Raw genomic sequence first — 12902 nt, 5'->3', positions numbered from 1 at the left:
AACCATAGGACCCGCGAAGACCTGGGGCTCGCCCTACGGCGTGGTGGCGTGGATGCCGGCCAGGACGACGTCGACGATCTTCTCCGCCACCTCACGGGTGAAGGGGCGGCGTCGCCGGTTGATGTAGAGGTACACCGGCCCTGACAGCAGTTCGGTGAGGAAATAGCTGTCCACAGGGGGGATCTCGCCCTTGGCGACGGCGCTGTCGAACCGCTTGCGGACGGTGGAGAGCCGGTGGTCGTAGGCGACCCGGACCGCCTCGTCGAGGTCCGTGTTCCCGGGAGCGGCGACGGCGGCCTGCACCAGGGCACGGTTGATCGGGCTCGACTGGCGCTCGGAGAACGCCATCAGGAAGTCGACCAGATCGCGGCGAAGGTCGCCGGAGTCGTGAAAAGGGGCCGAGTCCTCCGCGTACCGCAGCAAAGCCTCGCTGACGAGTTCGGCGCGGTCCGGCCAGTTGCGGTAGACGGTGTTCTTGTTGACACCGGCGACTTTCGCGACTTCTTCGTAGCGAAGGCCGGCCACGCCGTCCCGGGCGACGAGCTCCGTCGTCGCCGCGAGGATCCGCGACCGCACCCGGGCGTTGCGGCCGCCCGGCCGCGCCGCCGGTCGCGCGCCGGTCGTCTCCCCGTTCTCTGGCACGCCTCCGATCTTCCCATCCACCCGGCCGTGGACACCGAGGTGGAGCGGGGGCAAGTTAAAGAGGCAATTAGCCTCTTTGAGAAGGTGAGCGTTGTGGAGTCCGCCGCGCAGAACCCCGGCGACACCACCGCCACGCACTACATCAGCGAGCGCTCGCCGAGCGAGCACCGCCTGCCGGGGGAGACCAACGGCCGCGGGACGTTCGTCGGCGGGAACGCGGAGGTGCGGGCATGAGCGCCGCGCTGAAGGCGGTGAAGGCGGGCGAGATCGAGATGGCCTACGCGGAGTCCGGGGCCGGTGAACCGGTGGTCCTGCTGCACGGCGGCGAAAGCACCCACATCCAGTACGACACGTTCCGGCCCCTGCTCGGGGACGGGATCCGGGCGATCGCCTACGACCGGCGCGACAGCGGAGCGCCGGTCAACCCGCCGGAGCCCTACGGCATCCCCGACTCCGCCGAGGACTGCGCCGCGCTCATCAGGGGACTGGGCTACGAACGGGCGCACCTGTTCGGCTCCTCGTTCGGCGGCTTCATCGCCCTGCAGGTCACGGTGTCGGTGCCCCAGGTCGTGCAGTCGCTGACGGTCGGCGACACCTTCTCCGACGCCTCGGCCCTGCAGGTACCCGTGGCCTTCGAGATCGTCGGACAGTCGCCGTCGGAGCGCGATGCGCAGATGCTCGCCTTCGCCCTGTCGGAACGCGGGCAGGCGGACGGGAAGGTGGTGGCCGAACTCAAGTCGATGCTGGTCCACCGCTCCCCGGAGGCCGACGCGCGGCGGCTGGCCGCGATCCCGGGCTACGACCTCACCGGCCGCCTGCCCGGGATCACCGCGCCCACCCTGCTCATCTACGGCCAGGAGGATCCCGCGGCCACCCCCGGGACCGGGCGGAAGATCGCGAACGCGATCCCCGGGGCGAGGCTGGAGGTGATCCCGGGGGCACGGCACGGGATCACGGTGGAGTTCGCGCGGGAAACCGCCGGGTTGCTCCGCGAGTTCGTGCTCGCCCACCCGTCTCTCACCCGGCGGTGACCTACGGCGTGCGAGGTCGTCGTGTCCCAGGAGGATCGCCGCATCCTCCGCCTGGATCCCGGCGGCCTTCGGGTGCGCGATCCACGTCGCAGCCGTGGTCACCCGAGCAGGTAGCGCCGTGCCATGTCGGTCAGCATCGACAGGAAGTCCTTGTCCGCCAAGGGGTTCGTGGTGAACGCCGGTCCGTACGCGGTGCGGAGGACGAGTGTCGAGAACAGGGTGGTGAAGACCAGGCGGACCGCGCCCTCGGGATCCTCATGGCGGATTTCGCCGCGGCAGCGCAGCAGCAGGCCGGTGAAGCGGTCTCCCACGGCCCGGCTGTACTTGGCGCCGCGGCGGTAGACCTCTTCGTGCACCCCGGAGATCAGCACGACCGAGCGCAGGAACGCGGCGTGTTTCGCGAAGATGCCCGCCAGCTCCCGGACCGCCTGGTCGACGAGGCGGTCCGGGGGCACGCCGTCCCAGCGCTCGCCCTCGAAGACCGCCTCGTCCGCGCGGACCCGGGCGATCCCGTGCTCGTACACGGCGAGGAACAAGGCGTCCTTGTCGTCGACCCGGTCGTACACGGCGCGCGGGGCGACGCCGGCCTGCTCGCAGACCGCGGCGATGGTGAAGGCTTCGTAACCCCTGGTCTCCATGATCGTCACGCCGGCGTTGAGGATGCGCTCCCAGGCTTCGCGTGACCGCTTCTGCAGGGGAGGGCGGACCATCGGCAGGCTGGGCGCCTCACCGCCGGGTGCCGGTCTGCTCATGGACTTCCTCACCGCGTGGACTGAACCGTAGCGCTCGCTACAGTATCAGCGCCCGTCGTCGAGTCAGGGGGACAGCTCCTCGAGGACCCGGCCCTTGGTTTCCACCGCGTGGCGGATGGTGACCAGACCACCGACGAGCGCCACGACGGCGAACGCGGCGAAGACGTAGCGGATACCCAGGCCGGCGACGACGAAGCCGACGAGCAGCGGCCCGGCGGAGGAAGCTGCGCGCAGCCAGGCGCTGCCGAAGCCGGTGCCCACGGCGCGCAGCCGCGTGGGGTAGAGCTCGGCGGAGTAGAGGTAGAGCGAGAAGGCGATGGTCTGCAGGATCGCGTAGGCGATCGGGGCGAGGACGACCACCTGGGTGGCGGTCGTGGCGCCGAGGGCCGTGAGGATCACCAGCGGCACGGTGGCGGCCAGGAAAGCGAGGGCGTACCAGCGTTTGCGGCCGACCTTGTCGATGTACAGCGCGCAGAGGACGGAGGCGACGACGCCGACGGCCGAGGTGATCCAGCCGTAGAGCAGGCTGGTCTGCAGGGGCAGGTCGAACACCTGCCGGTAGAGCGTGGGCAGCCAGGTCACCAGCCCGTTGTTGATGACGTAGACGGTGATCCACAGCGCCCACAGCATCAGGGTGCGCTTGAGGTAGATCCCGCGGAACAGCTCGCGCCACCCGGCACCCGCGGCGGGTGCGGTGACCGGGCGCGGGACGGGATCGGGGAGCGGTTTGCCCTCCTTGACGGCCTCCCGTTCGAGCATGGTGACGACCTTGTCGGCGCGGTCGAACCTCCCCTTGGCGGCGAGCCAGCGCGGCGATTCGGGCATGAACGCCCGCAGCGGGATCATCAGCACGGCCGGGACGAGCCCGACGACGAACAGGGCGCGCCAGCCGAACTCCGGCACCAGGAAGTACCCGGCGAGCCCGGCGAAGAGCAGGCCCACCGGGAAGATGACCTCGTAGAGCAGGAAGAACCGGCCGCGTTTGCGCGCGCCGACGAACTCGTTGATGTAGGCGCTGGCCACCGGCACCTCGCCGCCGGTGCCGATGCCCTGCAGGAAGCGGAACACCAGCATCGAGGCGCCGCTCCAGGCGAACAGGCACGCGATGTCCATCGACACGAACAACACGATGGTGATGAGCAGGGTGCGCAGGCGGCCGACGCGTTCGGCGAGCCAGCCGAACAGGATCGCGCCGGCGAACTGGCCGACGTAGCCCGCGGAGAGGATCAGCCCGACCCACGCCGGGGTGAGGTGCCATTCGGTGACCAGCTTGGGCATCGCGAAGGCGATGACCAGCACGGTGTAGGCGTCGAAGAAGGTGGCGGTGCCGATGATGACGCGGATCATCAACAGCCGGCGGGTGACCGGGAGCCGCTCGAGCCGCGCCACGAGCGCGGCGTGGGCCTTGGCGGGCGCGCCGGAGCTGCCGGCGGCGAAAGTCGTCATGGTTTCGTTTCCTCGCCCTCCGCTGCGGTGCGGAGTCGTCGGGACAGCATTGTCGCCGGTCCCGGCGGCGGGGGCCGCCGCCGGGACGCGAGTGGGGTCAGACGAGTTCGGCGCTCTTGAGCGCCTGCACGATCTCCTCTTCGGCCTCGGGGGAGAGGTCGATCAGCGGGGAGCGGACGCCGGCGTGCTCGAGGATGCCGCGCGCCTTGAGGCCGAGCTTGAGGGCGACGGTGCCCTCCATGTGCGAGCCGCGGTGGTAGACGGCCTTGGTGACCGGCAGCAGGCGGTCGTGCACGGCACGGGCCGCGGGGTAGTCACGGGCCTTGCCCGCCGCGATGAGCTCGAGCAGGGGCTCGGGAGCGAGGCCGCCGTAGCCGACGAGCAGGCCGTCGACGTCGAACATGGTGTGCAGCAGGTACTCGTCGTGGCACGACAGGATCTGCAGGTCGGGGTGCTCGCGGCGGAGCACGGGGATCTCGGTGTCCCAGCGGCGCATGTTGCGCACCCCGTTCTTGGTGGCGAAAACGCCTTCCTGGGCGGCGATCTCGAGCTGGGTGTCCAGGTCGTAGGTGGCCTTGGTGTTGTCCGGGTACTGGAACAGGATGCAGGGCAGGCCGGACTCCTCGTAGATCGCCCGGTAGCGGTCCTGCGGGGCGCCCGCCTGGTAGCCGAAGCGCAGCCAGCCGTGTGAGGGGTAGATCAGTCCGGCCTTCGCGCCGGCCGCCACGGCGCGTTTCGCCTCGGCGACCGCGACCGCGGTGCCCTCGCCGGTGATGCCGGCGATCACCGGCACGTCCACGGCTTCGACCAGGTTCGCGATGGTGGCGACCTGCTCCTCCTGCGTGAGGAACGTGCCCTCGCCGGCGTGGCCGAGGATCACCAGGCTCTTCACGCCGTCGTGGCCGGCCAGCCACGTGCCGAGCTTGGCCATCGCGGCGTGGTCCACCTCGCCGTCGGGGGTGAACGGCGTGACCGGCGCCGGGTTGAGGCCGCGGAGGTCGAGTGTCATCGCGAGGTGCTCCTTCTGGTCGGGAACGGTTGCGGGAACGTTCCCATAGGATGCGGCACGTGCTTCCCGCCGTCAACAGTGAATCCGGAAAGTCCTCGCCGGCCAGTAGCCTGGCCCCCGTGGTGACCATCCTCGACGTTGCCCGGGCCGCCGGGGTCAGCAAGTCCACCGTGTCCCGTGTCCTGGACGAGCGGCTGCCGCACTCCACCAGTCCCACCGCGGAACGGGTGCGCCGGGTCGCGGCCGAGCTCGGCTACGTGCGCGACCCGCTGGCCTCCGGGCTGCGCCGGTCGGGCACCAACACGGTCGGGGTGATCGTGCCCCGGCTCACCGACACCGTGATGGCGATGCTCTACGAGGAGATCGCGGCCGCCGCGGGAGCCCGCGGGATGTTCGCCATCGTCGCGACCACCGAGGACAAGCCGGACACCGAACAGCTCGCGCTGCAGACGCTCGTGCGGCGGCGGGTCGACGGGCTGATCCTGACCACCGCCCGGCTCGGCACGCCGACCGCGCGGGACGTGCCGCACGCGCTGGCCCTGCGCACCGACGGCACGGGGCCCGCCTCGGTCGGCGACGACCGGCTCGGCGCGCACCTGGCCGTCCGGCACCTGCTCGACCTGGGCCACCGCCGGATCGGCCTGGTCGGCGGCCCGGCCTACGCCTCCAGCGCGATCGAGCGGCTCGCCGGCTACCGCGAAGCCCTCGACCAGGCCGGGATCGGCTTCGACGACCGGCTGGTCGCCGGGGACGCGTTCTCGATCGAATCCGGGGAGATCGCCGGGCGGGCCCTGCTCGACCGGGCGGACCGGCCCACCGCGATCTTCGCCGTCAACGACAACACCGCGATCGGCGTGCTGGCCGCGGCCCACGCGCTCCGGCTGCGCGTGCCCGAGGACCTGTCGATCGTCGGCTACAACGACATCCCCATCGTCAGCCGGCTGCCCGTGCCGCTGACCACCGTGCGCGTCCCGTTCGGGCAGATCGCCGCCGGGGCTCTCGAGCTGCTCAAGGAATCCGGGCGCGGCGAGCCGCCCCGCACCCTCGTCGCCGCGCCGACCCTCATCCCGCGTCGTTCCACCGCGCCCGCCGGCAGCTGACGTCGCGTTGACAAAACCGTAGCGTCCACTACGCTCTTGCCCACCTAACCGGAGTCGGCACTACGGTTTCTCAGTGAGGAGAACGACGATGACGTCACCCAGACGGGGCCGCGTCGCGGTCATCGGCGCCGGGCCGGCCGGCATGGCCACGGCGCTGTCGGTCCACCAGGCCGGTCACGAGGTGACCCTCCTGGAGCGCTACCCGCAGGCGCGGCCGGCGGGCAACATCCTCAACCTGTGGCCCCCGCCCATCAAGGCACTGGGGCTGCTGGGTGTCGACACGGCGGACCTGGGTGCCCCGTGCTACTCGGAGTTCCGCAGCGCCAGTGGGCGCACCCGTGCCCGCGTGGAGCTGCCGCGGCACGTCGTCGACGCCTACGGGGGCGGGTTCATCGGGCTGCTGCGCCCGGAGTTGTACGAGCGGTTGCTGTCGGCGCTGCCGCGCGGTGTGCTGCACGTGAACCGGCCGGTCGAGCGGTTCGAGCAGGATGAGGCGGGGGCGCGGCTGTTCCTGGCCGACGGCGAGGTCGTCGAGGCGGACGTGGTGGTCGGCGCGGACGGGATCGATTCGCTGGTGCGGCGCACGCTGTGGGGCGAGTCGCCCAAGCGGGAGCACAACCTGCACATCTTCGGGGGCTTCACCCTCGACGAGGAGGTGCGTGCCGAAGCCGGTCTGTGCATCGTTGCGCACGACCGCACGGTGCAGGGCAGCTGGACGTCGATCCGGCACAAGGGGCGCGACGGGTTCCAGTGGTGGGTGCTCGGTGCTCACGACGCGGCGACGGAGTTCACGGGGGACCTGCACGCGACGGCGACCGCGATGGGCGCCGGCTTCGCCGACCCGTTGCCGCGGCTGATCGCGGCGACGGCGCCGGAGAACGTCCAGCGCTGGGTGCTGCGTGACCGCAGACCGCTCAAGCAGTGGTCGAAGGGCCGCGCGACGCTGGTCGGCGACGCGGCGCACCCCACTTCGCCCTACGCGGCCTACGGCGCGGGAATGGCCACCGAGGACGGCTATTTCCTGGGCCGCCACCTGGCCGGGGTCGACCTGGGCGACTACGCGGCGGTGCGGCGGGCGCTGGAGGCGTTCGAGGCACCGCGCAAGCCGCACACGGCCCGCCAGTCGCAGCAGGCCTGGGTCCTCGGGCAGGTCTTCCACCACGCGCCCCGGCCGCTGCGCCCCCTGCGCGACCTGGTCCTGGACCGGACTCCACTGCTGCAGAAGGTGGTCGGCGAGTCGTCGCCGCGCGAAATCCTGGAGCAGCTCGGCGAAATCGACAAGGCGGAAGCCAGGATGCGCGCCGTCCTCGCGTGACGACGGCGGTCAGTGGTCCGCGATGTCGAGGGTGACCTCCGAGAGCGGGCACCCCACGCACGTCAGCACGTAGCCGTCGGCTTTTTGTTGTGGCGTCAGGCAGTTCGGCTCGTTCTGCGCGATTTTCCCGGCGCGGAGCCGCACCATGCATTCGCCGCAGTTGCCGACCGTGCAGGAGTAGGGCATGGGCAGTCCGGCCGCCAGTCCCGCGTCGAGGAGTGTCTGGCCGGGTTCGACCGTCACCGTGCCGACCGGCCGGCCCCCGTCCTCGACGATCATCTTCTGTGGCTCGGTCACGGTCGTCACGGGGTCCGCGCCGCTGGAGTAGCGCTCCTGGTGCACCTGGGCGTCGGGGACGCCCAGGTCGGCCAGGACGTCCCGCGCCGTGTCCATGAGCGGTTCGGGGCCGCAGAGGTAGTAGTGGGCGCCTTCTGCCGGAGCGCGTTCGGTGATCCAGTGACGGACGCGGTTGGCGTCGAGGCGCCCGTCGCGGCGGCTCAGCACGTGCGTGACCGACAGCCGGCCGGGCTGCTCGGCCTCCAGCCGGGCCAGCTCGCCGGCGAAGATGATCTCCTCCTCGTCGCGGCTGCTGTAGAGCATCGCGATCCGGTCGCCCGCCGCCCGGTCCGCGAGCCGGGTGCGGATCATGCTCATCATCGGGGTCACCCCGCTGCCCGCGGCGATCAGCACGACCTCCTCCGGAGGCTGCGGTGGCGCGTGGAAGGAGCCGGACGGGCCGCGGACCCAGAGCCGGTCCCCGGCCCGCAGGTGCTGGTGCACGTGGGTCGAGAACCCGCCGCCCTCGACCCGCTTGACGGTGACCTCGAGCCGCGCGGACCCGGGCGCGCAGGAGGCGGAGTAGGCCCGCCGGACCTGGCGGCCGCCGACGTCGGCGACCAGCGTGAAGAACTGGCCGGGCCGGAAGTCGAACGAGCGCGGCTTGCTCCCGGCGTCCTCCAGCACGAGGGTGACGGCACTCGGCGTCTCCTTGCGCACCTCGACGACGCGCACCTCCCGCAAGGGGTTCGCCGTCCCGCTGTCGTCGGGGGAGCGGCGGCGCCGGAAGCCACGACGCCGGGGGCCGCGCCCGAGGTCGTCGTAACCCTCCTTCCGCAGGCCAGAGCGGTAAGCCCGGTCCATCACGACCCGCATCACACTGTCGATTCCCGGGATCGCTCCGAGGACCTTCAGCAGGAGCGCGGGCGGGCCCCCTTCGCTTTTCGCCGAATTGGCGGCCAGGTGCTGTGCCGCCACCGCGGTGAGGCTCGGCATCGGGCCGTCGTCGAGATACGCCTCGGGCGTCCACAGCCGCGAGCGCGTCACGGCGTCGTTGGCCCGCACCTCGGCGTCTTCGACCTCGATGACGAGCGCGAGCTGCGGGGGCATGCCCCGCAGGGCCATCGTCTCCAGCAGGGCGGGATCGTCGGTGATCGTGCAGCGGCCGCGGCCGTGCAGCACGCCGCTGCGGCCCGGCACGAGCGCGGCGAAGGACAGCTGGTTGTCCTGGAGCAGGTTGTGCAGCGTGTCGGCGCGCTTGTTGCCCTTGCGGTCCGGGATGACGAGGGTGCGCCCGTCCAGGATCCGCGCGACCGCCTCCTGGTCCCCGCGCGGGCTCGTGTCGCTCCCGCCGGAACCGTCCCATGAGGACAGTGCGAGGAACGGTGCCGCGGCGACGAACTCGGCGATACCCGGGCGGCACAACGGCCCGTCCCCGCTGATCCCGGTGACGGCGGGTTCGACGCGGACGGCGGGCTGCCACAGGCGGGAGCGCATCACCGCCTGCGCGCAGTGCACGTAGGCCTGCTCGATCCTCACGGTCGTCTCCGCGCCCTTCCGCGCGGTCGCCACGCCGTTGACGCGCAGGATCTCCCCGACGCCCGGCAGGAGGAAGAAGAACGAGACCGGACCCTCCGGTGCACCACCTCCGGGCACGGCGAAGGAGATCCGCGTGGGCGAATGGACGCGCACGAAGCCCGGGCTGCCGCCGATGAAGGTCGTCCGGCTGACGCCGTCGGCGTCGCGGTAGCCGAAGGCCGCGATCGGCGACCGGGCCAGCACGGTCCGGCACCCCTCGTCGAGCGCGCTGACCTCCTTGAGCGTGATCATCGGAGCCGGGCGGCCCACCGCCGCCTCGATCTCGTCCGCCGTGGTCAGCCGGTGGACGGTAGTATTACCGCTGCTCATGGCTCAATTATGAGCAATCACTCGCATCTGTGGCTACTCGCTTTTCGGGGTCCGTCCCGTGCGCTGGGGCCCGCGGTGTCCGGCCAGGTCGCGGCCGCCGCCGCGGACGGGGCAGAATTCCGAGCAATAGCTCAGTTCGGCGGCTACTCGCTTCCACGCCCTCAGGAGGGGGAGTCGTGACCTCGGAACAACGCAGGCTCGAGCCGCGCAAACAGCCGCGGCAGGTCCGGGCCGAGCTGACCCGGCAGCGCATCCTCACCGCCGCCGGGCAGGTCTTCGCCGAGTACGGCTACGCGGCGGGCACCACGAACCGGATCGCCGAGCGGGCGCGGGTCTCGATCGGCTCGCTGTACCAGTACTACCCGAACAAGGACGCGATCCTGGCCGAGCTGCTCGTCCGCCACCTCGACGCCGACGGGGCCACCGCGGTCCTCGAACGGTTCAAGGACCGCGCCGAACCGCTCGAGGACGTCGTCCGGGTCTTCGTGCGCACCGTCATCGACAACCACCTGGACGACCCGCAGCTGCTGCGGATCATGATCGAGCAGGCACCCCGCTCGGGGGAGCTGCTGCAGCGGGTCACGCGGCAGGAGTGGGAGATGGTCGGCCACCTGAGGGAGCTGCTGGAGCGGCACCCCGAAGTCGGGGTGCGGGACAAGGAAACCGCCGCCCGGCTCGTGACGTCCACTGTGGAGCTGACCGTGCACCAGCTCGTGGCCGCGCCCGGTTCGATCGACACGGACCGCCTGGAGCGCGAGCTGGTGGCCATGGTCACCGGTTATCTCCGCGCCGGTGCCTGAAGCCGCCTGTTTTTCAGGTAGCATGTCCTGCATGTCAGGAAAAGATGCCGGGCGGACTTCGGGTTACCGCGAGCGGAACTCCACCGCGGACCGCGCGCTGGACATCCTCGGCATCTTCACCGACGACCGCGCGGTGGTGTCGGGGACGGAGGTCGCCGAGCACCTGGGGACGTCCCGGTCGACGGCCTACCGCTACCTGCAGAGCCTGGTGACCAACCGGTTCCTCGAAGAGGCGCCCGGTGGCGGGTTCCGGCTCGGGCTGCGCGTGCTCGAACTGGCCAGGGTGGCGCGGCGCGCCTACGGGCTGTCCGACATCGCCCTCCCCGTCATGCGGCGCCTCGCCGCCCAGACGCGGGAATCGGTGCTGCTGACCCGGCGGTCGGGGGACCGGGTGGTGTGCCTGGACCGCGCCGAGTCGGTGGCCCACCCGGTGCGGATCTCCTACGAGCGGGGCAGCGCGCTCCCGCTCAACGCGGGCGCGTCGGCGCTGGTGCTGCTGGCCTGGGCGGACCCGGTCGAGATCCGGGCCCTGCTCGAGCACGCCCACCTGAGCTCGTTCACCGGTGCCACCCTGACCGACGTGGACGAGCTGATGACCCGGCTCGAGCGGATCCGCCGGGCCGGCCATTCCGTCACCCGCGGCGAACTGGACAGTGACGTTCTCGGCATCGCGGCGCCGATCCGCGACGAGTCGGGTGCCGTCGTCGCGGCGGTCAGTGTCGCGGCGGTGGCCTCGCGGGTGCCGCCCGCCCGGCAGCCGGAGGTCGTCGCCGCGGTGCGCGCGGCCGCCGGGGAGATCAGTGAGCGCTTGACGACGGTGGCCGGCTGAGGCGTCGTTCGCCTCCGCCGGCCACGCTGATCAGGCTTCCCGCCGCACCTTGTTGGTGAGTGAGCCGATTCCGTCGACTTCGACGGTGATCTCGTCACCGTCGTGGAGGAACACCTGCGGGTCCCGGCGGTAGCCGACGCCGCCGGGGGTGCCGGTGAGGATGACGTCGCCGGGCAGCACGGTGGTGAACTCCGAGACGGTGGCGATGAGCGTCGGGAGGTCGAAGATCAGCCGGGACGTATCGGAGTCCTGCAGTTTGCGTCCGTTGAGGATGGTGCGGATTCCGGCGGCGGAGACGTCGGCCTCCTCCGGCGTGACGAGGTAGGGGCCGAGTGGTGTGGAGTGGTCCCAGGTCTTGCCCTGCAGCCACTGGTGGGTCTTGTACTGGTAGTCCCGCATCGTCACGTCGTTGGCCACGGTGTAGCCGAGGATGTGCTCGGCGGCCTGTTCGCGGGGGATGCGCCGGCCGGCGCGGCCGATCACGACGGCGAGTTCGGCTTCGTAGTCCACTTGGGACGATTCAGCCGGGAGCAGGATGTCGTCGCGGGGACCGATGAGGCTGGAGGCGAACTTGGTGAACATGACGGGGTAGTCGGGCAGGTCGCGGCCCGTCTCGCCGACGTGGGTGAGGTAGTTCAGGCCGACACAGATGATCTTGTCCGGCCGCGGGACGACCGGGCAGAGGTACACGTCGTCCACGGACACCGCTTGGCCGGGCAGTTCCGTCGCGGCCGCGAGGGCCTCGGTTGGGGTGTCGCGGCCGAGTTCGGTCAGGCCGTCGAGCGGGATCAACTGGTCGCCGGATACGCGGCCGACGTGGCGGCGGCCCTGGTGTTCGTAGGTGGCGTAAGGCACGGGTCAGTTCCCTTCCGAGGTGCGGCGCCATTTCGCGAGCTGCCCGCCCCAGAGGTTCACGCTGGCGGGGACGGGTTCCCAGCGGCGGGGGACGTAGGTGACGCGGTCGTCGTGGAACTTCTCCATTTCGGCGGAGAGTTCGACGTGGTTGCCTGCGGGGTCGTCGAAGAAGATGAAGAGGTTGTTGCCGGGGCCGTGGCGTCCGGGGCCCCAGACGACGTCGACCTCCTGTTCGGTGAGCCGGTCGCACCAGGCCTTGAAGTCCTCCCACTCGGCCAGGTCGTAGGAGTAGTGGTCCAATCCGGACTGTCCGGTGTGGACGACGGCGAGGGTGTGGTGGTCGCGGTCGGAGCGCAGCCAGGCGAAGCGGCCGTCGGCGAGCTGGTCGGAGATGCGGAACCCGGCGACGCCGGTGTAGAAGGCGACCATGGCGGGCAGGTCCGCGGTGGCGAGGGTGACGTGCTGGTACTTGATGGGGCGGCGTCCGGTGTCGGCGGCGTGCTCGCCGGCGCGGCGGACCGGGGTGTGGAAGTGCACGGTGTTGCCGTCGGGGTCGGTGCACACCAGGCCCCGGGGTTCGGTGCCGGTGGCGTCGTCGAGGTAGGACGGGTCGAGCTCGGTAACGGTGTGCCCCGCCTCGCGCAGTCGCTTCTCCAGCGCGGCGAGGCCGTCGGCGTCGCGGACCTCGAACCCGATGTGGTCCAGACCCGGTTCCCCGGGCAGCAGGTCGACGACGTGGTGGCCCAGCCCCCAGCCGAGGCGCCGCCCGCCGCCGGGCAGGTCACCGTGCGGGGCGAGGCCGAGGATGCGGGCGTAGAACTCCGCCGCGGCGGCGACATCGGGGACCCGGAGGCCGATGTGGGAGGTCGCGGTGCGGCGCAGGGTGCCGGCGGCGGCGGGTTCGTCGAGCACGACGCGGTTGGGGCGGGACATGGGTTC

13 protein-coding genes are annotated in these 12902 nt (G+C 71.4%); 6 read left to right on the top strand and 7 right to left on the bottom strand.

All coding sequences use genetic code 11. From position 1 onward, the window contains the following. Positions 1–33: 33 nt before the first annotated feature. Positions 34–642 (bottom strand): TetR/AcrR family transcriptional regulator, encoded by a 609-nt coding sequence (locus BMZ92_RS32875; protein WP_091515754.1) that lies wholly within the window; start codon positions 640–642, stop codon positions 34–36. An 84-nt stretch (positions 643–726) separates the two neighbouring features. Here BMZ92_RS32875 and BMZ92_RS37670 point away from each other — a divergent pair, with 84 nt between their 5' ends. Together BMZ92_RS37670 and BMZ92_RS32870 are read left to right on the top strand one after the other, a co-directional pair. Next, on the top strand, positions 727–876 hold the full coding sequence (locus tag BMZ92_RS37670; protein WP_177228978.1) for a hypothetical protein: 150 nt from the start codon (positions 727–729) through the stop codon (positions 874–876). Next, positions 873–1673 carry an alpha/beta fold hydrolase gene (locus BMZ92_RS32870; RefSeq protein ID WP_218153597.1) on the top strand — a complete coding sequence of 267 codons (801 nt, stop codon included), beginning with the start codon at positions 873–875 and terminating at the stop codon, positions 1671–1673. Before BMZ92_RS37670 ends, BMZ92_RS32870 begins: the two co-directional genes overlap by 4 nt. Before the next feature lie 98 nt (positions 1674–1771). Here BMZ92_RS32870 and BMZ92_RS32865 read toward each other — a convergent pair whose 3' ends face one another. The 3 genes from BMZ92_RS32865 to BMZ92_RS32855 form a co-directional block, all read right to left on the bottom strand. After that, positions 1772–2425: a TetR/AcrR family transcriptional regulator gene (locus tag BMZ92_RS32865; RefSeq protein WP_177228977.1), complete on the bottom strand. Its 654-nt coding sequence runs from the start codon at positions 2423–2425 to the stop codon at positions 1772–1774. Between the two features lie 63 nt (positions 2426–2488). Further along, positions 2489–3871 (bottom strand): MFS transporter, encoded by a 1383-nt coding sequence (locus tag BMZ92_RS32860; RefSeq protein ID WP_091515751.1) that lies wholly within the window; start codon positions 3869–3871, stop codon positions 2489–2491. Between the two features lie 97 nt (positions 3872–3968). After that, positions 3969–4880 (bottom strand): dihydrodipicolinate synthase family protein, encoded by a 912-nt coding sequence (locus BMZ92_RS32855; RefSeq protein ID WP_091515748.1) that lies wholly within the window; start codon positions 4878–4880, stop codon positions 3969–3971. A gap of 119 nt (positions 4881–4999) precedes the next feature. Between BMZ92_RS32855 and BMZ92_RS32850 the strand changes: the two genes are divergently transcribed. Together BMZ92_RS32850 and BMZ92_RS32845 are read left to right on the top strand one after the other, a co-directional pair. Beyond that, positions 5000–5980 carry a LacI family DNA-binding transcriptional regulator gene (locus BMZ92_RS32850; RefSeq protein ID WP_091515746.1) on the top strand — a complete coding sequence of 327 codons (981 nt, stop codon included), beginning with the start codon at positions 5000–5002 and terminating at the stop codon, positions 5978–5980. An 88-nt stretch (positions 5981–6068) separates the two neighbouring features. Beyond that, entirely contained in the window at positions 6069–7295 is a 1227-nt protein-coding gene (locus tag BMZ92_RS32845) for an FAD-dependent oxidoreductase (RefSeq protein ID WP_091515743.1), read from the top strand. Positions 7296–7304: 9 nt separating this feature from the next. On the opposite strand, the gene BMZ92_RS32840 is transcribed toward BMZ92_RS32845, so the two are convergent. Further along, the gene (locus tag BMZ92_RS32840; protein ID WP_091515740.1) at positions 7305–9479 is read right to left on the bottom strand and encodes a 2Fe-2S iron-sulfur cluster-binding protein; all 2175 of its coding nucleotides are present in this window, start codon (positions 9477–9479) and stop codon (positions 7305–7307) included. Between the two features lie 176 nt (positions 9480–9655). Between BMZ92_RS32840 and BMZ92_RS32835 the strand changes: the two genes are divergently transcribed. Together BMZ92_RS32835 and BMZ92_RS32830 are read left to right on the top strand one after the other, a co-directional pair. Further along, positions 9656–10279 (top strand): TetR/AcrR family transcriptional regulator, encoded by a 624-nt coding sequence (locus tag BMZ92_RS32835; protein ID WP_091515738.1) that lies wholly within the window; start codon positions 9656–9658, stop codon positions 10277–10279. A 31-nt stretch (positions 10280–10310) separates the two neighbouring features. Further along, entirely contained in the window at positions 10311–11108 is a 798-nt protein-coding gene (locus BMZ92_RS32830; protein ID WP_091515735.1) for an IclR family transcriptional regulator, read from the top strand. A 30-nt stretch (positions 11109–11138) separates the two neighbouring features. On the opposite strand, the gene BMZ92_RS32825 is transcribed toward BMZ92_RS32830, so the two are convergent. Both BMZ92_RS32825 and BMZ92_RS32820 read right to left on the bottom strand, forming a co-directional pair. Then, a complete protein-coding gene (locus BMZ92_RS32825; RefSeq protein WP_091515734.1) occupies positions 11139–11963 on the bottom strand; it encodes a fumarylacetoacetate hydrolase family protein in 825 nt (274 codons plus the stop codon). A 3-nt stretch (positions 11964–11966) separates the two neighbouring features. Then, positions 11967–12896 carry a VOC family protein gene (locus BMZ92_RS32820; RefSeq protein ID WP_091515731.1) on the bottom strand — a complete coding sequence of 310 codons (930 nt, stop codon included), beginning with the start codon at positions 12894–12896 and terminating at the stop codon, positions 11967–11969. Positions 12897–12902 lie beyond the last annotated feature (6 nt).

Source organism: Amycolatopsis sacchari, assembly GCF_900114035.1.
Classification (GTDB): Bacteria; Actinomycetota; Actinomycetes; order Mycobacteriales; family Pseudonocardiaceae; genus Amycolatopsis_E; species Amycolatopsis_E sacchari.
This window is presented reverse-complemented; position numbering and strand designations above follow the sequence as displayed.